We start from the raw sequence: 21,525 nt of genomic DNA on the forward strand, positions 1-21,525 counted from the left end.
TATTAAAATCCTACTGAAAGTCCAAAAGTAAATGTTCGAGCCAAAGGATACACCGCTCCAGGAGTCTCAGGGTCTATTCCTGAATAGTTAGTGATGGTGAATAGGTTATTCATTGTAAATGAAAGACCAAGCGAACTCACTCCTATCTTCTTTAAAACTGCCTCTCTAAATGCATAAGTCATTGAGATGGTGTTCAACTTAAAGTATGAAACGTCTTCTAAAAGAGCTGCTCTATTGATTCTATCTCCAGCAGGAACATAATCTCTAAGACCTAGATTTTCACCATAAGCATCGATAATTCGTGGACGAGCATCGGTTCTTGGATTAGCTACTGTCCATCTATTTGTTGCGTCACGACGCACGTTTAGGTGGTTAACATACAAGTCGTTCAATACCGAAGGCACAACTTCTAAGCGTGTTCCCTCTAGGTTATTGTAGGTTGTAAACGGATTAACGTCATTTAAAACCTTTGCTCCTAACGAGAAGCTACCGCCTAAATTCAAACCAAATTCTTTATAAGAAAGGTTGATTGAATAACCTCCTACGGTTGGAGCGTTAGATGTTCCAAGATAGAATAAATAGTTATTCGAATTGGTGTAAGCATCAACTGTATTGAAGTTGACATCACTACGCTTTTCATAAGCATAAAGACCTGTTTGTTCGTCTACACCAATAATACGACCAGAGAATACACTTCCCAAAGGATAACCTTCGTATTTTCCATTAGAAAGTCCTGAACTTGGTGGTGTATATTTCACCAATTTATTTCTGTTGTACGACAAGTTAGCGTTAACAGACATGTTCCAGTCTTTTGTTTTCAACACTTTCGCAAATAAAGAGACTTCTAATCCCGAGTTATCTAGTGTTGAAGTGTTGAACGACTGTGTGCTGAATCCTGTTGTAGAAAGTACCTTGATGTCTGAAACTGCATCGTATGTGCGACGTGTGTACAATTCTAATCCTAAACGAACACGCTCGTTAAACATTCCCATATCAACAGAGAATTTCATATCTCTTGTCTTTTCCCAACGTAAAAGTGAGTTAGGTGCGTTCTTAATCCAACCCATTCTGTAGTAATCTGTATCTGTTCTGCGGAAACTTGTGTAATAATCCATAATCAACTGTGGATAAACTGACTTATTAATGTTTCCTGTATAGCCCACAGCGGCACGCAAAGACAAACTACTAATCACTGGTTTTAGCTTCTCCATGAAATGCTCTCTATCCACATTCCACGACAAACCTAAAGATCCTGTGGGGTTAAATTGCTCCTTACTACCGAAGTTATTCGATCCATCTGTACGTGCTGTGAAGCTCGCAATATATTTATTATTCAACACATAGTCGAGAGATAGATAGAAAGAAGCAAAGCGTTCTTCACTTATATTCTGTCCTGATAATGCGTCAATGATAGCTGCATAACGTTTTAAATCAGAGTCTGTAAGGCGTGAACCCTCTGGGAATGTAGGCATAGAGCTGTTTCCTGAGAGTCGATCGTAGCCATATCGCTTTGCAAAAATACCCTTTGCATATTGTCCACGTATCTCACTTCCAAGCAAAGCACTAAGATAATGTATCTTATTAAAGGTTTGGAAATAATTCAACTGTGCACGAAGGTTATAGTTCTTATTGTGTGTTTCGCTTTGGAAAATAGAACTATAAGTACGTGTTGACACTATACTTGAATTTTCAAAAGGGCGATCTAACCACGCTGCATAAGTATCTTTATCGTTGATATTCTCATTATTACTACTTACATAGCCATAAGAAGCAAGTCCTTCAAATGTAAGATTGTCTAATAACTTCACTGAAAGATTAGCAATTGCAGTGGCTCCCAAGTTGGTAGCCTCATTGTCTGTATGGTCTAACTCACGCATAATGTTATATCCATTAGGTGGATTATTGACGGTGACTAAACCATTGATGTCTCTAAAATTCTTGAAAGTAAGATCTGAAGAGTATGATCCATCTTCGTTATAAGGCTTCTCATAGGGGTTAGCAAAGTAGGCATAGCGGAAAGGATTGTCGCCTAATGCAGAGCCATTAGACTTCTGCCATGACAAATCTAACGATAAACCGAGCTTCACTCGCTTGTTAGCTGCAATGTCTAACTTTGAGTTGAGGTTGTAACGGTTATAGTTTGAGCGTTTAACCAAACCCTTATTATTTTCATAACCCAATGAAACATAGTATGTACTACGGCTTCCTCCACCCGACATAGATAGATAATGGCTATGAGAAATAGAGTTTCTAAATAGCTGTTTAAACCAGTCTGTGGTGTTTGCACCTAGTTTTTCGATCTCAGCATCTTGTTGCTCACGAGTTAAACCTGCATATTTTCCATATCCAGAACGTATCATTCCCACTGCACCAATGACGGGATAAGTCTCGTTTTTAGCAAACTTTGCTTGTGAAAATTCGTCCCATAACTCTTGTTCCCATTGCAATTTCTCACGTGAATTCATAAGATCTACACTGCGAGAAGGACTTGTTGTTAACGAAAAGTTAGTTGAATAGTTCAATAGCATCTTTCCTTCTGCACCACGTTTTGTGGTTACAACTATCACACCTCCAGCGGCACGAGAACCATAAATGGCTGCAGCTGAAGCATCTTTCAATACTGTTACGCTTTCAATGTCATTAGGATTGATACCTGAAATACCTTTAGAATAGATGTCAGAGAAGTCTCCTGACTTTATTTGAGAAGTGACAATAGTTGGAATATCACGTTGTAAAGGCACTCCATCAACCACCCATAGTGGGTCAGCATTACCCGTAATGGTGTTTGTTCCACGTATTCTTATCTTCGCACTCTCACCTGGTCGACCCGAAGTTGCTTTGATATCCACACCTGCAACCTTACCTTGAAGCATCATATCGAGGTTGGTTAGAGGCTTACCTTGTAGGTCTTTCTCTGTAACTGTTGAAACAGAGCCTGTTATTCTACGTTTGGTTGTACGTTGATAACCATTCACTACGACCTGTTCGAGTGTGTTTTCTTCTTCATCTAATGTAATCTTACCTGTCAAAGGTTTGTTAATAGTAAAGACTCGAGGTTGCATTCCGAGATAAGAAATAGTGATCTTATCCCCACGATGTACCCATAAAGATACCTTACCGTCTAGGTTTGATACCACAGCAACGGGTCTTCCTGTTACCTTTACGGTAGCTCCTGGAAGTCCATCGCCTTGTTTATCAACGACAATAACGTCTACAAGTACATCAACAGCGCTGCGTTGGTCTTGTGCTCTCATCACAAAAGTTCCCATCATAAGCAGCATACATAATAAAAGTTGTACTTTTCTCATACTTTTCATAAAATGTATTATTGATGATTTATTATATTAATATCTTCTTTTTGAGGTGAAACAAGATGTTCTTTAAAGTAGTATCTCACCTTATTCTGAAAGTAATTGCCCCACACACTATGGTCTTTTCCTGGCAAAATGAGCATATCAAAGCGCTTACCTTCTTTGATAAAGGCATTTGCTAAACGAAGAGTTGAAGCATAAGGAACATTATCGTCCATGTCACCATGCATCAAAAGGAGTCGTCCTTGCAAGTTCTTTGCCAGCTCAATGTTCGTTGGAATCTTTCCATTTAAGCCGTGAAAGGTTTCTCCCCACCATTGAATATAAATGTTGTTATCGTGATTTCCCGATGCAGCAACGCCTACTTTATAAAAAGAAGGATAGGTTAACATTGCCGCAACCGTCATAAATGCACCACCAGAGTGGCCGTATATGCCTACACGAGATAAGTCTATAAAGCTAAATTCACTTGCTAATTGCTCCAAACTGTGCTTATCATCAGCCAAAGGATAATCTCTTAGGTTGCCATATCCATAAGTATAGAAATCCTTTCCACGCAAAGGTGAGCTTCCTCTTGGCGGAATATTCACCACAATAAAACCCATATTGGCCAAGCTTTGATTGCCATTATCATCTAAAGTGAATGAACGTGGAAGCTGATCGTCTTGTGGTCCTGGATAAACATTAGATATAATAGGATACTTTTTATTGACATCTAAGTTATAAGGAAGATACATCAAGCCATAAAGCATGGTTTTATTGTCTGCCGCTTTCAATGAAATAAGCTTCGGAGGTTGCCAACCTACAGCCTTAAGAGGCTCATCTGAGCGTCTAATTACTTCAAAATTCTTTTTGGGCTGTGCTATGGATACAACATTATACACCGTTGGAAGGTCCATTCTTGAATAGCTATCAATAGCAAAACGCTTATCTTCTGAGAACGACAACTCGTGAGTTCCATCACCATGAGTCAACAATTCTTGTTGCTTTCCATTCAAATTCGCCTTATAATAATAGGTGTAACAAGGGTCTGAGGCCTTTTCTTTGCCATAACCAGCAAAGATAATAGTATTATTCGACGTGTTAACATCTAAGATTGATCCTGCAATGAGATCATCGCCTTGTGTTATTCGATTCTTAAGTTGACCGTTTTTATTATATAAGTAATAGTTTCCACGACCCGAACGCTCTGACCACCAAATGATATCGCCAGTCTTTTGAATTACTTTATAGCCTGAAAGCGTGATATTTAAATGAGGTTTTACCACCTCTTGAATAAGCATCTGTGCCTTACCTGTGGGCAAATCGAGTCGACAAAGCTCAAGAGTATCTACCCCACGGCTACGTCTTGTGAATAGAATACCATTATCTTGAATTTGATAATTGATATCCAACACAGCGTCTTTAAACTTATTTATGGGTAAAACGCCCCACTTCTTAGTATCGGCATTGCACCAAAACACCTTATATTGGCGCACCCCTTTTTCATTAGGAAGCGGCATTTTCTTGGTTTTTAACGATGGTCTTGGTTTCGATAGCGCATTAATAAGATACAAATCACTCACTTCGCTATCATCAATCATACAATAAATATAGATATGATTCCACCACATTCCAGCCGCATGGCCTTCTTTTATGGCTTTTTTAGCAGAGCGAATACAATACGAAGCACTTTCTTTTCCATCAGTAGTGAGCTGTACTTGCTGCCCCGAACGATTGTCTCTAAGATACAAATTATATTGATCGCCTAACATTGTAAAGGCAGAATCAGTCGTATGAGTGGTTCGTGTAAGTTCCTTTTGAGGTTTTTCTAAATAAGAATGTTTTAGCTCTTTCTTTGCAAAAGACAACTTTTGAGACGATAAGTCGAAAGCAAATGTTTTGCCAGCCTTTATCCAATACACCACATTGGGATTGTTATTGTGCATTTGCAAACTATATAAACGTAGGTTATCTCGTGTTATAGAGCTATCGCCTAATAGCTTTTTATATTGTTGCACAAAGTTATCAACATCTTTAAATAAAGGCTTTTTCACTCTGTTCTCTGCATTTTGCAAGATCACTTGTACACCTTTTGGAGTCGATTGCTGGTAATATAACCAATGACTACCCGCTACCCAAGTTACATTAACAGCCTGTTTTTGATATAACTCTGATAAAAAAGACTCTTCTCCACGCTTCACCAAATCCCAATCTATCTTTTCTTGAGCAGAAATAGTTGTGGGGATATTCACCAAAGAGCCGAATATCACAATAGACAAGGCGTAATTAAAGTTTTTCTTTATATCTTTTAAATTCATTTATGTAGATATTTTATGTTGTAGATAAACCAATAAACCCGTGCTATCCTATTATTATTTGCCTCTTTTTTGAGCCAACTTAACAGCCTCAAGCACATCTATCACACCATCAGTGTCGGGGTTTACAGAATCTTTTAATATCTTCTTAATAGTCTTTGCCTTTAGTTTTGGGAAACAACTTTTTAGCATTGCAGCCACAGCAGATACGATAGGAGCAGCCACACTCGTGCCTTGTGACAAGGCATATTTATCATTCATAAACACAGAAGCAATGCGTTCGCCAGGCGCAAGGAAATCAACTTTCTCTGCGCCATAATTAGATAAGGCAGAAAGAGTGCCTCTCATGTTAGATGCTCCCACACGAATAAAGTTATCAAAGACCTTACCTTTAGCATCTCTTCCTGTGGGATAATAAGCAACTGTGTCGATATCTAACCTATTGTTACCTGCTGCTTGAATAACAAGAACATCTTTCTTTGCCGCATAAGCAATAGCATTGCTCACCATTTGAGCATCGGGCGAGGTGTATTTACCAAGACTTAGGTTCAGAATCTTTGCACCATTGTCTACCGCATATCTAATGGCTGTTGCAATATCTTTATCATATTCGTCACCATCGGGAACACAACGAAGAATCATCAACTTCGCTTCTGGAAATACACCGCCATAGTTTTGGTGGGCTTCATCTGGCTTTCCTGCAATGATACCAGCCACAAAAGTGCCGTGATCTGCATCAGAAGAACCTAAGATGGCATTGCCATAATAAATATCTTTCTCATTTTTAAGATCATCACCCATCAACAAACGTTTGTCTTTGTCGTGCTCAATACCATCAATTCGAGCTTTGGTCAAAGCAAAAGAGCTATCTTGTTGAGCCACAAAAGCATTCCATTTAGTTCCTTCTGCTGCCTTCATCACTTCAGAAAGCAATGCTTCTATATTTTGTTTGTTTGCTTCGTTAGCTGCCAAAGTTTGCATAGCAGCAGCCAAACTAAGGGTATCTCGTTGTGTGGTGTATGCCTTTTGCACTGCCGCATCTAACGAATGCAATGCTTTATTCTTTGCAACTCCAAATTGGTAAAAACGCAAATAGCGATCGATACCTGCCTTTTTACGCATTTTTTGATAGTATTGAAACTCCTCATTATTTGCTTCTTTGGTTGCATCGGCATTTTTATAGAGAGGATATAAGCGTTTAAACTCTCTAAACTCTTCTGTTCCTGCACTTAAAAGATTAAATGTTCCATCGGCACTTCCTAAGAAGTTCCAGCCGTGAATATCATCTATATAACCATTACGGTCGTTGTCTTTGCTGTCTTTTACTTCCTTTTTATTAACCCACAAGGCATCTTTCAACACCACAGAAGTTGTGTCTATTCCCGAATCGAGAATTCCAATAACCACTTCTTTCTTTGGCTTTATGCCTTGTTCTTTCATATATTGCAATGCAGCAACAAGGTTAATGCCTTTGTGTTCGTCTGTATATTGTTTGTGCCAGCCTGCTCTTAGGTCTACTTTTGCAATCTTTTTCTGAGCAAAAGACTGTGTACTAAATAAAGAAGACATTAAAAACAGAGCAAGAAGAATAGGTTTCTTTTTTCTCATAAAATAAAAGATTTTATAACTAAAAAATGTTTTTTACCAGTATTACATGTATTATCTTATTGACAAGATAGTAGTTACCGCTATGCAAAAATAACATTTTTTTATTGATTAATACTATAATATTATAGTATTTTCGTAGAAAAGAGAGCAAAGTAATATAAAATATAGGTTTTACATTACTCTTTTAAGAAGACTTTTAAGGCTAAAATATAAGTAGAAAAGATAGATTTGAGATAAGAGTATGATGGACAAATAAAACCCTGAACGTAAAAAATATACAAAATTTACATTCGAGTTGCTTTGTTCAATAGGTAATTATCGAGCAGAACCATTGCCGTCATTGCCTCAACAATAGGCACAGAACGGGGCACAACACATGGATCGTGTCTTCCAGTTGCAGTAAACTCAACATTATTCCCCTCACTATCAATGGTTTGTTGCTCTTGAAGTATAGTTGCAACAGGCTTAAAAGCTACTCTAAAATAGATATCTTCTCCATTACTTATACCACCTTGTATGCCACCACTATTGTTTGTTCGGGTGCCAATTTCACCCGCTTCGCATCTCCATTCATCGTTCATTTCACTGCCATAAGCCGCTGCTGAATCGAAACCTGCACCATATTCAAAACCCTTAGCGGCGTTAATGCTCAGCATTGCCGCCCCTAATTGAGCATGAAGTTTTGCAAATTCGGGATTACCAAGCCCAATAGGACATCCTTTTACCACGCAAGTTACCACCCCACCCACGCTGTTTCCACTTGCTTTTGTTGCTTTAATAAGCTGTTGCATCTCTGTAGCCACTTGCTCAACGGGGCATCTTACAGAGTTGGTTTCAATGTTGTTGAGATTTAACTGTGAATAGTGTTGGCTTAAACGCACCTTTCCCACTTGCGAAACATAAGCTTGTATGCTTACACCTATTTGTTTTAAAGCAAGTTTTGCCAATGCTCCAGCCACTACACGAGCGATGGTTATGCGAGCAGAAGAACGTCCGCCACCTCGATAATCACGTATTCCAAACTTCTGAAAGTAGGTGTAATCGGCATGTGAAGGACGGAAAATATCTTTTAAAGAATCGTAGTCTGAACTATTTTGATTGCTATTGGGAACGATAAAAGCAATGGGCGCACCTGTTGATTTTCCTTCGAATATACCACTTAGGAACTGCACTCTATCTGTTTCGTTGCGTGAAGTAGATAGGGAACTCTGCCCTGGTCGGCGGCGATTAAGTTCTTCTTGAACAAAATCAAAATCGATATCAATGCACGAAGGCATACCATCAATCACTCCACCAATAACCTCTCCGTGACTTTCTCCAAACGAAGTGATTCTAAAAAGACTACCAAAACTATTGCTTGCCATCTGTTCTTTATCTATCCCAATATTGTAAACACCTTATCAAAAGCAACAAAGCCAGTTCGTAAACACTTGCCTTTGATTCTTAAAAGAAAATAAGTGAAAAAACAGATGAGCACAAACAATGCACCACATCTTATTCTTTCACTTACCTTTCATTATCGTTTAATAATTAATGACCACATCCACAGCTGTGCTCATGGTCGTGATCGTGATGTCCACAACCGCCTCCACAGCATCCACCACTGCAGCTATCGTCACCTGAAATGCGATTAATCATTTCTTGGATCTCTTCTTTTGTAGCCTCACGAGCTTCAACAATAGAACCCTTGAAGTTTAGAGTTTTACCTGCAAGAGGGTGATTTAAGTCCATCTTTACAATATCGTCGGTAATCTCAAGCACACGACCATTGAAGCGATGTCCATCTTCATTTTGTAGAGGAACAATGGCATCAACAAAAATATTGTCGTGATCAAAGTGACCATTTACTGTAAAAATCTCTTTTTCTAAGTCTAAAACACGGTCTGCAAGGTGCTCACCATAAGCCTCAGAAGGCAATAATGTGAAGTTAAATGTATCACCTTCGTTTAGTCCTGCCACTTCTCTTTCAAATGCATCGATGGTTAAACCAAATCCACTTAAGAAAGAAAAAGGCTTATCTGCTGGTGCTTCTTCTACCAAAGAAACTTGGTCTCCGTCTACTGTATATAACTTATAACTAACAGCTATATATCTATCTTTATTGTTTTCCATTTTGTTTTAATTTATAATTGAATTATGCAAAGTTACGAAAAAGAATGTAGGTAGCCGTATAAAAATACATTTTTATTTAGGACCTCATTCCTTCTACATTTTAATAGTATTGCTTTTAGCTTGCAATAGCAGTCTTTTTGCCTATTAATTGCATTGCTTTTACATCACAATTGCACTGCTTTTGTTTGGCGGACTCTCTACCTATTATATATAAAGGTCATCAACATCATTTCGAGCTGATGTCTTCTAATCCTCATCATTCATCACTTATACATCACAACAAGTAGGTATTAATCTATAGGAAACACATAAAAATAACTTCTCGATTATCATATTTTAAGGAAGAAAAATAGCTATATCATTCTTTTTAGGGATAGAATAAAACGAATGAACATTGTCCCTAATCATTTGTAGGTATTTTACTAAAAACCCTACTTTTAGGTATTGGCGAATCAAAAAAATGTGTATATCTTTGCAACATCAACATAACGAAATAGTAAATTAAAATTATAAGGATATGAAATCAACAGTAGTTGTTTATGGTTCATCAACAGGAACCTGCCAAAGCATAGCTGAACAAATTGCAAGTAAGCTAGGTGTAGAAGCTTTAGAAGTAACAAACTTAACAGCAGACGTAGTTGCTGCAAACGAAAATCTTTTGCTTGGAACTTCAACATGGGGTGCAGGCGAATTGCAAGACGACTGGTATGACGGTTTAGACGTATTGAAAGGTGCTGACCTTTCTGGTAAAACTGTTGCCTTGTTTGGTTGCGGTGACGCTGAAAGTTATAGCGATACATTCTGTGGAGCTATGGCAGAGATTTACAATGTTGTTAAAGAAGGTGGCGCAAATATAATCGGTGAAGTTTCAACAGACGGTTATACATTTGAAGATTCTGAAGCTGTTGTAGACGGAAAGTTCGTAGGTTTGGCTCTTGATGACGTAAATGAAGACGACAAAACTGAAGAACGTATCGACGCTTGGTTAGAAAATATCAAAGCAAGTCTTTAAAGATTTAAATTAAAGAGGTGATTAATCATCAGTTTGATAACGATATGTCTGATCTTGCAAAGATGCCTGCCGACCTTAAAGTGCTGGTAAACCACATCTACGAATACCAAAAAGGTGTACGTCCTATGGTGCTCTTCACTTGCAAAAAGCAATACGAAGAGTTTGCAACCTCACGACTAGCAAACCAAGATATTTCGTTTGTTACACAGCCCGTTGGCAATAAAAATATCAATATTTTCTTTGGAAAAGAAGAATGTATTAATGCTATCAAACTGATGGTTAATCGCCCTTTAAACCAATTATCTCCTGAAGAAGATTTTATTTTAGGTGCTTTACTTGGATATGATATCCGAGTTCAATGCGAAAGATATTGCAAACGTAAATGCGATACTTGCACCAAAGCACAATAAAAGGAGATAAACGCAGGTTGTGAAACCGCTTAATTATTTAATAATAGGATATACTTTTAGATCTTGTTCGCTAAATAAAGTATTCATAATGTTTTTGTATAATATGTATTAGGCTGGCTGTGAAGTCCGCCTTTTGCTTTTTATCCCCCTAGCGGTTTGATGAGAAAAGATGAGAAAAGGAATACATTTAAGGAACAAGATTACTTTTATTCGTATCCACATAAACTTCATTCCCCATTGTAAAACAAGAAATATTATCTCTTGTTCTGCACTTCTGAACATCCTTTATAATACATCTGTTATAGCTTTACAATAATAAGAGATTATAAGGAGTCTAGTCGTTGGAAATATAATACAAGTGGACATACTGGATAAGGATTGGCTTTACTAATAAAAGAGAAAAGAATGGGTTTTAAAAAGTTCAATCTGATTGTTTATAGTGATTGGTATTTATAATACAACCTTCGCTCTAACAGTAGATTGGTTCTATTGATATAAGAAAAAAAGGAGACATTTGTTCTCTCCTAAAAACAAAAAATGGTAGAAGCGGTTTGAGTTGCTTCTACCATTTATGATAATTGTATTTTCTCTAAAGCAATCGATTACTTAACCAATGCTTCTAGTTCTTTTGTGCGAGAATCGTTTGCACCATACAATGAATAATATGCTTGATACAAAGGATATTTCCAGTTTGCACGTTCGCAAGATGGGTCTACATCACGAGCAATCTCAAGATACTTAACTGATTCTTCGTATAGTTTCTTTTGCTCAGCATTATTGCCATTGATGTTAGCTGCCTTACGGTTTAAAGTGAAACCAAGATATGTTAGAACAAGAGAATCATCTTTCTTTGTTTCAAGAGCCTTCTTGAAGTCGTTGATTGCTGCGTCATCATTACCTGCATTCATGCTTTCTTGACCTCTCATAGCTAGTGCCATGAAGTCTCCAGAGTTAGCTGCAAGACGTGCATCAATCATCTTTGCTTGTTCATTCTTCATACCTAAGCTACCATACATTGCTGCAAGATTAGCAAAGATTTGCTCGTTGTTTGAATCATCTGCATATAAAGTCTTTAGTTTCTCTACGTAAGATAGAGAGTCTTCTTTGGTCTTTAAGTCTTGTTGCATTAAGTAAAGCTTAAGTCCAAGAGCATCTTTTTTAGCTTCAGGATCCTTCATTGCGATGTCAACATACTTGTTAGCTGATGGTAAATCCTTTTCTTGGAAAGCATAAACTGCAGCAACACGTGCGATTTCTCCTAAGTATTGGTCTGGATTTTTAGTTCTATCTACTTCTACAAACAATGGAGCTTCTGCTGTTTCTACATACATCTTGAAGTTTTTGTATGCTTCTTTTGCATCGTTCTTCTTCATTGCTTCTTGTCCAGCGCTAATGATATAAGGACGCAATGGATATAAACGATCTTGGTTTGCCTTGTGGAATTTAGGTTTAACTTTTCCCTTTTCATTTGGCATTTGATCGTATTTATCCACGATAAGAGCATTATCTAGAGCGTTGTAAAGAGCAACATAATAACCTAAAGTATCGTAAGGTTGAATGTTATCTTGTTTTAATTGCTCTGCAGTTGCATTGGCTGTCATAATTTGTTGTTCCTTATCAACCTTTGCAAGTGATAGTTCTACAAGCTTATTATAAGCCTTTGCCTTTTGCTCGGCATTAAAAGTTGCTTCGTTAGATTTAACCAACTGTGCGGCTGCATCATACGAATTAGATTTCAAGATGTTTTTTAAAGCATCTTCTTGTGCAAAGACTGTAGTGGCAGAAGCTGCCATTAAAGCCATAAACATTAATTTTTTCATAGTGATTCTATTTTTTAATTGTTTTGTATTTCATCTCTATCTTCACTTTATTCAGAAGTCTCTTGGGTGTTTTCAAGAGTTGTTTCTGCTGAAGTTTCGTTTGATGTTGTGGTGTTATCTAGTTCTTCTTGTGCCTTATCGAACTCTGAACGACTCTCTTCTTCAGCTGCTGCTTCAAGTTCTGAGCTCATCACTTTACAAACACTTGCAATGACATCGTTCTTCTTTGATAGGTTAATTAGGCGAACACCTTGTGTTGCTCTACCCATAACTCGCACCTCAGAAACTGCCAAACGAATGGTTATACCGCTCTTATTGATAATCATAAGGTCGTTATCATCGTTGACATTCTTGATTGCAACCACACGTCCTGTCTTCTCAGTGATATTTAATGTCTTCACACCTTTACCACCTCTGTTGGTTACTCGGTAGTCTTCTACAGACGAACGCTTACCATATCCGGTTTCACTTACAACCATTACGTTCTCGGTTTCGGCATCATTTACAACAATCATACCTACCACTTGATCATCATCTCCATCAAGTTTCATACCTCGAACACCTGTTGCTGTTCTACCCATAGCACGTACTGTCTCTTCATTAAAGCGCACTGCACGTCCGTTTTTGTTTGCCATAATGATTTCGTTCTTACCATTTGTTAGGCGAACATCAACCACTTCGTCTCCTTCTGCAATATTAATTGCAATGACACCGTTTGCTCTTGGACGGGAATAAGCTTCAAGACTGGTCTTCTTTATTGTACCATTCTTAGTAGCAAATACCACATTGTGTGAGTTAACAAACTCTTCATCATCAAGTCCTCTCAATCGAAGTATTGCATTCAAACCATCATCTGGCTCGATATTTAATAGGTTTTGAATAGCTCTACCCTTTGAGTCTTTGGTGCCTTCAGGGATATTATAGCACTTCAACCAATAGCAACGACCCTTCTTAGTGAAGAATAACATGGTCTGATGCATGGTCGCTGGGTAGATAAACTCAGTGAAATCTTGTTCACGATGACGCACTCCCTTAGAGCCAACTCCACCTCTTGCTTGCTCACGGAACTCAGAAAGTGGTGTACGTTTGATGTAACCTAGGTGACTAACTGTTATCACTACTGGGTCATTTGGATAGAAATCCTCTGCATTGAACTCATGTTCTGCAGGAATAATCTTTGTTCTTCTCTCGTCACCGAACTTTTCTTTCAATTCGTTTAGCTCATCTTTCATCACCTTCTTGCAAAGGTTATCATCGGTAAGAATGCTTGTTAAATAAGCAATTCTTTGTTGAAGTTCGTCGAATTGAGCATGTAGTTCTTCAACTTTCAAACCTGTGATTTGAGACAAGCGCATATCAACAATTGCTTGAGATTGTAGCTCATCAAGGTTAAAACGTTGCTCAAGATTTGTTCTAGCGAGTGCTGGTGTGCGACTTGCCTTTATGATTTGCACCACTTCGTCAATGTTATCACTTGCGATAATCATTCCTTCTAGAATGTGTGCACGCTCTTCTGCTTTCTTAAGTTCGAACTTTGTACGACGAATTGTTACATCGTGGCGATGTTCTACGAAGTACTTAATGCAGTCTTTCAATGTCAATAAGCGTGGACGACCTTTCACTAAGGCGATGTTATTCACAGAGAATGAACTTTGAAGAGCTGTCATTTTGAACAGTTTATTCAAAAGAACATTAGCGTTTGCATCACGTTTTACATCAATAACAATACGCATTCCCTGGCGACCAGACTCGTCATTGGCATTTGAAATACCTTCAAGTTTTCCTTCTTTAACTAGATCTGCGATATATTCAATAAGCTGTTGCTTGTTAACTCCGTAAGGAATTTCAGTGATAATGATCTTATCTTGGTTCTCATCACTTTCTATTTCAGCTTTCGCACGCATAACAACTCGGCCACGACCTGTTTCATATGCGTCCTTAACTCCTTGCAAACCGTAGATGTAACCACCTGTTGGGAAGTCAGGAGCTTGTATATATTGCATCAATTCTTCAGTGTTTATCTCTTCATTATCGATGTAAGCACAACAACCATCAATCACCTCCGACAAGTTATGTGTAGGCATATTGGTTGCCATACCCACCGCAATACCGTTTCCACCATTAACTAATAGGTTTGGAATTTTTGTAGGCATTACAGTTGGTTCAAGTAATGTTTCATCGAAGTTAGGCACCATATCTACAGTGTCTTTATCCAAGTCGTCCATTACATACTCACCAATCTTCTCTAAACGACACTCTGTGTAACGCATAGCAGCTGCAGAGTCACCATCAACACTACCGAAGTTACCTTGTCCATCAACTAGAGTATAACGCATATTCCAGTCTTGTGCGAGGCGAACTAAGGCTCCATACACTGATGAATCGCCGTGTGGGTGATACTTACCAAGTACCTCTCCAACTACACGAGCACACTTTTTATAAGGATTGCTACTGGTATTACCGATATCACGCATACCATATAAGATACGACGATGAACGGGTTTAAAACCATCTCGCACATCAGGTAGAGCACGAGCAACAATCACAGACATCGAATAGTCGATGTAAGAAGATTTCATTTCTTCTTCGATATTAATCTTGATAATTCTATCTTGATCTATCGTTTGATTTTCATCCATTGCTAATATGTATAATTAGAAGTTATTTCTTTTTGAAAAATCGCCTACAATGCCCTTTATTTTCGATTTAAGGCGATTTGCTTTTATTTTATTGGTGCTAAATTACTATTTTTTTTCGAGATATAAAAGCAAATCCAACTAAAAAACAATAAGGAAAGAGAAACTTTGTCGTTAAAAGATAACATCACTGAAATAATTACACAAACGGTACTCTTACACCTTATTATTAAGTCCTCCTAACCTGCCCATTTTATCCTAAAAACAAAACAAGAAAAACAACAAAGGAACTTCGATACACCTTATTTAATAAGCACTCCATAAAACAAATAAAATCTATATCTACCACTTACATCATACAAGAAGATTCTAATACAAAGAAAGGTGGAATAAGCTTAAATGATTATTCTACGCCATTAGACACAAATAAAAAGGCTTTGAAAAGTAAATCCTCCCCTTTCAAAGCTACAAATATACAAATAAAGACAGAAGCTACAAACAACAAAAAGTAGACTAAACTATATATCACTATAATTTAGCCTACTTTTTATTAAAAGAGTTCTATCATTTAGTTTTTGAAGAAGTCTTTAACAGCTTCGTTTGCTACCATTTTTTCATCAAAAACATAAGCACCTGTCTTAGGACTCTTCACCATTTTGATTACTTTTGAATATGCGCGTCCGTCCGTTGAACCTTCATGGAGAGATGCGACCGCTTTCTTTGCCATAATTCTAAATATTTAATTGAGTTAGAATAACTTCTTATTTAATCTCTTTGTGAAGAGTCATTCTTCTCAAAATAGGATTATACTTCTTCATTTCGAGACGCTCTGGAGTGTTCTTACGATTCTTAGTCGTAACATAACGGCTTGTTCCAGGCAATCCACTACTCTTAATCTCAGTGCATTCGAGTATCACTTGTACTCTATTACCTTTTGCTTTCTTTGCCATAATTGATTATTCTCCTATAACTTTTATGTCTTTCCAGTCACAATAACCTTTTGAAACGGCTTGTCTTAAGGCTGCATCGAGACCAACTTTATTTATGAGACGAAGACCAGCTGCACTGATCTTAAGGCTAATCCAACATGCCTCTTCAACATAGTAGAATTTCTTCTTGAAGAGATTCACGTCAAAACTACGCTTTGTGCGGTGCTTTGAGTGAGATACGTTGCAGCCTATTTGGGCTTTCTTTCCCGTGATTTGACAAATCTTAGACATTGCTATCTTTAAATTTTGTATTCGTTTTTTGATACTTATTCCAAACAGTTTGCAAAATTACAAATATTTATCGAATATACAAAAGAATACACCTTCTAAAGTTCCTAATTAAGTTTTTTTTTCTTTTAAAGAAGTATTTCGCTCAATCATTTACTCTAAATTACTCTTCATCAAGCACTATTTCCTCTTTAAGAAAGTCGAGGAAAAGTTGTAAAGCCTTTTGAGTTGCTGCTGCAATATTCAAATCTCGACCATTATCTTCTTCGATTTTGAATGTGCGAACCTTATCAGCTGTTCCGTAAGCAATCCATATTGTTCCTACAGGAGCATTAGGTAAAGCGCCTGCAGGACCTGCAATACCAGTTGTTACGATAGAGTATGTAACATTAAGAGCTTTGCAAGCACCTTTCACCATAGCAACAGCTACTTCTTCACTAACAGCTGTTTTTTCTTCAATGAGTTGTGGATCAACTCCTAATATATTTTCTTTTACTTCGTTTGAGTAAGCAATTACGCTTCCTTTATAATAATTAGAAGAGCCAGGAACCGACATAATTGTCTCTGCTACTCTACCTCCTGTACAACTTTCTGCAGTTCCTAAAGAACGTTGTGTGCCATCATAATTGTAAAGATACTCTTGTATCTGCTTACTTAAAACTTTGCTTTCTAATTCCATTATTCGAATGTTACTTTACTAAATGCGGGTTTATCTATTGTGCAGAATGCACCATCTAAATACTTGTAATAACCTGTTATTCCAATCATTGCAGCGTTATCGGTTGTATAACCAAACTTAGGAATATAAATGGTCCAACCATATTTCTCTGCATGTTCTTTGAATGCGTTGCGTAATCCATTGTTGGCAGACACTCCACCAGCTACAGCCACATGCTTAATGCCTGTTTCTTTCACTGCAGCCTTTAGCTTTTTCATCAAGATATCTACAATGGTAAATTCTAAACTGGCTGCAATATCTTCTTTATTTTCCTCGATAAAGTTTGGATTTTCTGCAATCCATTTACGCATATTATATAAGAATGAGGTTTTAAGACCTGAGAAACTATAATCAAATCCTGGTATATTGGGCTCTGCAAACTTATATGCATGAGGATTACCTTGACGTGCTAAACGGTCAATAATGGGACCTCCTGGATAGCCTAAGCCCATCACTTTCGAGCATTTGTCAATCGCTTCACCAGCAGCATCGTCTATGGTTTGACCCAACACCTCCATATTATTATAAGCGTTTACCTTCACGATTTGAGAGTTTCCACCACTTACTAATAAGCAAAGGAAAGGCAATGGAGGAATAGCATTATCATTATCTGGTTCTTTTATGAAGTGAGCCATAACGTGACCTTGTAGGTGATTCACATCAATCAAAGGTATTCCAAGAGCTTGCGACAATCCTTTTGCAAAGCTAACTCCTACCAAAAGCGATCCCATTAAACCAGGACCACGAGTAAAAGCAATTGCACTTAGCTGTTCTTTTGTTATTCCTGCTTTCTTTAAAGCATGATCAACCACAGGCACTATGTTTTGTTGATGAGCACGAGAAGCAAGCTCTGGCACCACACCACCATAGGCTTTATGAACGTCTTGCGAAGATGTTACATTACTTAAAAGCACATCATTACGCAAAACCGCAGCCGAAGTGTCGTCACAACTACTTTCTATACCTAATATATAAATATCTTTTTCTTTCATTATAGTATTATTATTTAATAGGTAAGGATTTCTACTCCATGTTCAGTCATCACAAAAGTATGTTCCCATTGAGCTGAAGGTAATTCGTCGCCAGAGATAATTTCCCATCCAAATGGATCTTCTGAATCTAAGAATACCTGCCATGTTCCCATGTTAATCATAGGCTCGATGGTGAACACCATACCAGGAACAAGAAGCATTCCTGTACCCTTTTTGCCATAATGTGTAATGTCTGGCTTCTCATGAAACTTCAAACCTACACCATGACCACATAGATCTCGCACCACACCATAATTATATTTATTAGCATGTTGCTCTATTGCATAACCAATATCTCCCACGAAACAATATGGTTTTGCAGCCTCTGCGCCTATTTCTAAGCATTCTTTTGCCACCCTAACCAACTGCTCTTTTTCAGGAGTTGTTTTACCTATTATAAACATGCGTGATGCATCTGCATAATAACCATCGAGAATAGTTGTGAAATCGACATTGATAATGTCTCCTTCTTCCAACACATCTTCTTCTTTTGGAATACCATGACACACCACTTCATTAATGCTTGTACAAACGCTTTTGGGGTATCCTTCATAGTTTAAGCATGCTGGAGTTGCGCCATGAGCAGTGCAATAGTCGTAGCATATCTTATCTATTTCGAGTGTGTTCATACCTGCTTTGATGTGTTTAGCCACTTCGTCCAACACACCAGTATTGATAACACCAGCTCGTTTAATACCTTCTATCTGTTCGGGAGTTTTAATTAAGTCACGAGTAGGAACTTCTTTACCTTTATTTTCCCAATACATCACCTTCTTGTCAAGCTCGGTTATATCCTTTCCCGGCAAGAGAGTCCATCTTCTTTTTATAGACTTCATGTTTCTCTTTATTAATATTACTGGTATAACCAGCGATGAATTTCACCACAAAGTTAGTATTTTTTCTGTAAAATCATTCACTTTGCATACTTATATTGCATTGTTCTTTTTCGTGTTTTACGACAGAAAAGATACGACAACATTAATATCGCTTAATGGCTCTATCCATTTCACGACGATCTTCTTTTTCTTTTAGAGTTTGACGTTTATCGTATTCTTTCTTTCCTCGTGCCAAAGCGATGTTCACTTTCGCACGTCCATTCTGGTCAATAAACAACAATGTAGGAACAATTGTTACACCCACTGATTTCGTTTCCTCTTCCAATCGGCGTATTTCTCTTTTCTTTAACAACAGCTTTCGATCTCTTTTAGCCTCATGATTGGTAAAAGAACCATAGAAATAAGGGGTAATGTTCATTCCTTTCACCCATATTTCGCCATCATGAATATAGCAGAAAGTATCTACTAAAGATGCCTTTCCTTGTCGAATAGACTTTATCTCTGTACCTGTAAGCACTATTCCAGCGGTGAAGGTATCGATAAAGAAATAATCGAAAGATGCTTTTCTGTTTTTTATTTGTATTGAACTCTTTTTATCTGAGTTTTTCTTTTCGTTTGCCATAATGCAGTTTTTGTTTTATTCATCAGCATTTATTTGCTGTGCTGCAATGTTTTTCTAAGATTCGACAACAGCAAATTCGGCAATATGTTCGTCTACATATTCTGCCATTTTAGCTGTCCAATATTCTTCGTGCTCTACAAATTTATCATCAAAATCGTCGAACTCTGGATATTTTTCAAATAGTGCCATAAACTCTTCATCGCTACATTCTGCCTCTAAAACATCACGATGTTTTTTATAACTCTTATGACATTTATTGATAAGCGAGCACAAATCGCCTAAGCCCCAACGACGCATCATTGCCGAAAAGGGATTTAAGAAGATAAAGCCTCCATATCCATTATGAATAAGTTGTATAAATCCTCCGTCCATAACCTCTTCTCTTAAAGTGTGATAAGCTAAGAGAGTTATTTGCGAAGCATTCAATTCTGCCATATTGGTAGCAGTTAGTTCGCCTCCTATGGCATTTTTTATTGCATCTACAAACACTTCAATAAAGGCGTCCATGCCTTCGTTTGCTGCACTAATAAGATTTTGTTCTTTTACAACTACATTCACCATTTGTTTTCTTCTTTTATGTGATGATATTAATAAACACGTAATCTATCGTCTACCTTGATATCGTAATCGGGCAAGAGATGATTCTTGATATAAAGACTTTCGACCTTTATTCCATATTGTTGAGCTATCGAATACATACTTTCTCCAGGTTTAACAATGTGTGGACGGTCTTTAAATTGCTTCTCAGCTTTGCTCTTTTTCTTCTTAAGATATATCACTTCGCCCTCTATAAGTGGGTCGTGTTTATCTCTTTCGTTATATTTTGCCAACTTACGAGCAGAGATATGCACCTCTGCAGCAATACTCTTAAAGGTGTCTCCAGCACGTACTCGCAAATAATAGTTATCGTTATAAGCGTATATCGGATGAAGAGTTCCACCCTTAACAGTAGGCTTATCCACTGTAGTACGCTTCACCATAAACCTATCGAAGCTGTTAGCTGTGTCGTATTGGTAAAGCTTATACAGTTCAATTATCTCGATAAGTTTATTAGCATATTGTGGATTGGTGGCATAACCAGCAGCTTTTAAGCCTCTTGCCCACCCTTTATAATCGGTTCTGGGCAATGAAAACAAGCTGCGATAGCGTGGTTTATTCACCAAAAACTTACTGTGGTCTTCATAACTTTGACGCACATTATCATACGCTCTAAAACATTCTTGTAACTCATCATCATCATGTCGCACACTTCTTCCTGTCCAATCGTGACATTTAATACCAAAGTGATTGTTGCTATAGAGAGCTAATCGACTCTGACCTGCAGCACTTTCAAAGAGTCCTTGCGCAAGAGTTATACTCGCAGGAATGTTGTATCGCAACATTTCTTCTATAGCAATATCCTTATATTGGTCGATATATGTTTGATAAGTTACATTCCATTTGGCCTGACCTAACAAATTGATAGGACAAAGCATCAATGCAATGAGCATTAAAATATTCGTTATTTTTCTTTTCATCGATAACGTTATCTCTTATAATTATTTTGTTCTTCAGGGTCGTTTCAGAGTCTTTTCCACTCCATCTATTGGTGCGTTGCGTTACACTATCATTTCATTTCTATTATTCGAGAATAATTTTCTCTTTAAAAGATAGTTCTAACACCATTTCAAAAGAAGAACATTTATAATACTTCTATTCTGTGCAAAGTTAATGATATTTTTTGAATTGTGGCGTTGCTACTATGGTTTTAAAATTTCTTTCCTTTCGTTTAGAGTTAAAAATCAAGTGAAAGATGTCAATAATTGCCTTTCTTCGCTCTCTTTATCTACTCCCTCTTGCCGTAGGGCTTTGCGCCTTCACGCTTTCAAAAGCATCACTTTTACATTTAAATAGCA

Annotated in this window: 18 protein-coding genes; 2 read left to right on the forward strand and 16 right to left on the reverse strand. The window is 37.5% G+C overall.

All coding sequences use genetic code 11. The features are described 5' to 3' along the window. Nucleotides 1-2: 2 nt before the first annotated feature. From A3GM_RS0106125 to A3GM_RS0106145, 5 genes are all read right to left on the reverse strand, one after another. Nucleotides 3-3,317 carry a SusC/RagA family TonB-linked outer membrane protein gene (locus A3GM_RS0106125; protein WP_018362508.1) on the reverse strand — a complete coding sequence of 1,105 codons (3,315 nt, stop codon included), beginning with the start codon at nucleotides 3,315-3,317 and terminating at the stop codon, nucleotides 3-5. 8 nt (nucleotides 3,318-3,325) lie between these two features. Further along, nucleotides 3,326-5,611 (reverse strand): S9 family peptidase, encoded by a 2,286-nt coding sequence (locus A3GM_RS0106130; protein ID WP_018362509.1) that lies wholly within the window; start codon nucleotides 5,609-5,611, stop codon nucleotides 3,326-3,328. Nucleotides 5,612-5,665: 54 nt separating this feature from the next. Further along, entirely contained in the window at nucleotides 5,666-7,216 is a 1,551-nt protein-coding gene (locus A3GM_RS0106135) for a S8 family serine peptidase (RefSeq protein ID WP_018362510.1), read from the reverse strand. A gap of 284 nt (nucleotides 7,217-7,500) precedes the next feature. Further along, a complete protein-coding gene (aroC, locus tag A3GM_RS0106140) occupies nucleotides 7,501-8,580 on the reverse strand; it encodes a chorismate synthase (protein WP_018362511.1) in 1,080 nt (359 codons plus the stop codon). 166 nt (nucleotides 8,581-8,746) lie between these two features. Next, complete coding sequence (locus A3GM_RS0106145) at nucleotides 8,747-9,328, reverse strand: FKBP-type peptidyl-prolyl cis-trans isomerase (RefSeq protein WP_018362512.1); 582 nt, start codon at nucleotides 9,326-9,328, stop codon at nucleotides 8,747-8,749. 517 nt (nucleotides 9,329-9,845) lie between these two features. On the opposite strand from A3GM_RS0106145, the gene fldA reads away from it, so the two are divergent. Next, on the forward strand, nucleotides 9,846-10,340 hold the full coding sequence (gene fldA / locus A3GM_RS0106150) for a flavodoxin FldA (RefSeq protein WP_018362513.1): 495 nt from the start codon (nucleotides 9,846-9,848) through the stop codon (nucleotides 10,338-10,340). 44 nt (nucleotides 10,341-10,384) lie between these two features. Beyond that, nucleotides 10,385-10,750 (forward strand): DUF2023 family protein, encoded by a 366-nt coding sequence (locus A3GM_RS0106155; protein WP_018362514.1) that lies wholly within the window; start codon nucleotides 10,385-10,387, stop codon nucleotides 10,748-10,750. Between the two features lie 602 nt (nucleotides 10,751-11,352). On the opposite strand, the gene A3GM_RS0106160 is transcribed toward A3GM_RS0106155, so the two are convergent. From A3GM_RS0106160 to A3GM_RS0106210, 11 genes are all read right to left on the reverse strand, one after another. Further along, nucleotides 11,353-12,570 carry a tetratricopeptide repeat protein gene (locus tag A3GM_RS0106160; protein ID WP_025830104.1) on the reverse strand — a complete coding sequence of 406 codons (1,218 nt, stop codon included), beginning with the start codon at nucleotides 12,568-12,570 and terminating at the stop codon, nucleotides 11,353-11,355. Between the two features lie 47 nt (nucleotides 12,571-12,617). Continuing rightward, complete coding sequence (gene gyrA, locus A3GM_RS0106165; protein WP_018362517.1) at nucleotides 12,618-15,209, reverse strand: DNA gyrase subunit A; 2,592 nt, start codon at nucleotides 15,207-15,209, stop codon at nucleotides 12,618-12,620. Nucleotides 15,210-15,774: 565 nt separating this feature from the next. Then, nucleotides 15,775-15,933, reverse strand: a complete 159-nt coding sequence (locus A3GM_RS11400; RefSeq protein WP_009228799.1) for a DUF4295 domain-containing protein — start codon at nucleotides 15,931-15,933, stop codon at nucleotides 15,775-15,777. A gap of 34 nt (nucleotides 15,934-15,967) precedes the next feature. Beyond that, nucleotides 15,968-16,156, reverse strand: coding sequence for a 50S ribosomal protein L33 (rpmG, locus tag A3GM_RS0106175; protein ID WP_009228800.1), 189 nt, complete (start codon nucleotides 16,154-16,156; stop codon nucleotides 15,968-15,970). A gap of 6 nt (nucleotides 16,157-16,162) precedes the next feature. Beyond that, a complete protein-coding gene (rpmB, locus tag A3GM_RS0106180) occupies nucleotides 16,163-16,426 on the reverse strand; it encodes a 50S ribosomal protein L28 (RefSeq protein WP_009228801.1) in 264 nt (87 codons plus the stop codon). Between the two features lie 160 nt (nucleotides 16,427-16,586). Beyond that, on the reverse strand, nucleotides 16,587-17,102 hold the full coding sequence (locus tag A3GM_RS0106185) for a CinA family protein (protein WP_018362518.1): 516 nt from the start codon (nucleotides 17,100-17,102) through the stop codon (nucleotides 16,587-16,589). Further along, nucleotides 17,102-18,133, reverse strand: coding sequence for a tRNA (adenosine(37)-N6)-threonylcarbamoyltransferase complex transferase subunit TsaD (gene tsaD, locus A3GM_RS0106190; protein ID WP_018362519.1), 1,032 nt, complete (start codon nucleotides 18,131-18,133; stop codon nucleotides 17,102-17,104). Before tsaD ends, A3GM_RS0106185 begins: the two co-directional genes overlap by 1 nt. 14 nt (nucleotides 18,134-18,147) lie before the next feature. Continuing rightward, nucleotides 18,148-19,008, reverse strand: a complete 861-nt coding sequence (gene map, locus A3GM_RS0106195) for a type I methionyl aminopeptidase (protein WP_018362520.1) — start codon at nucleotides 19,006-19,008, stop codon at nucleotides 18,148-18,150. A gap of 142 nt (nucleotides 19,009-19,150) precedes the next feature. Further along, on the reverse strand, nucleotides 19,151-19,630 hold the full coding sequence (smpB, locus tag A3GM_RS0106200) for an SsrA-binding protein SmpB (protein ID WP_018362521.1): 480 nt from the start codon (nucleotides 19,628-19,630) through the stop codon (nucleotides 19,151-19,153). Between the two features lie 54 nt (nucleotides 19,631-19,684). Further along, the gene (locus A3GM_RS0106205; protein ID WP_018362522.1) at nucleotides 19,685-20,191 is read right to left on the reverse strand and encodes a DMP19 family protein; all 507 of its coding nucleotides are present in this window, start codon (nucleotides 20,189-20,191) and stop codon (nucleotides 19,685-19,687) included. Between the two features lie 26 nt (nucleotides 20,192-20,217). Continuing rightward, complete coding sequence (locus A3GM_RS0106210; RefSeq protein ID WP_018362523.1) at nucleotides 20,218-21,120, reverse strand: glucosaminidase domain-containing protein; 903 nt, start codon at nucleotides 21,118-21,120, stop codon at nucleotides 20,218-20,220. Nucleotides 21,121-21,525 lie beyond the last annotated feature (405 nt).

Origin of the sequence: Hoylesella nanceiensis DSM 19126 = JCM 15639 (assembly GCF_000379965.1) — a bacterium.
Lineage (GTDB): Bacteria > Bacteroidota > Bacteroidia > Bacteroidales > Bacteroidaceae > Prevotella > Prevotella nanceiensis.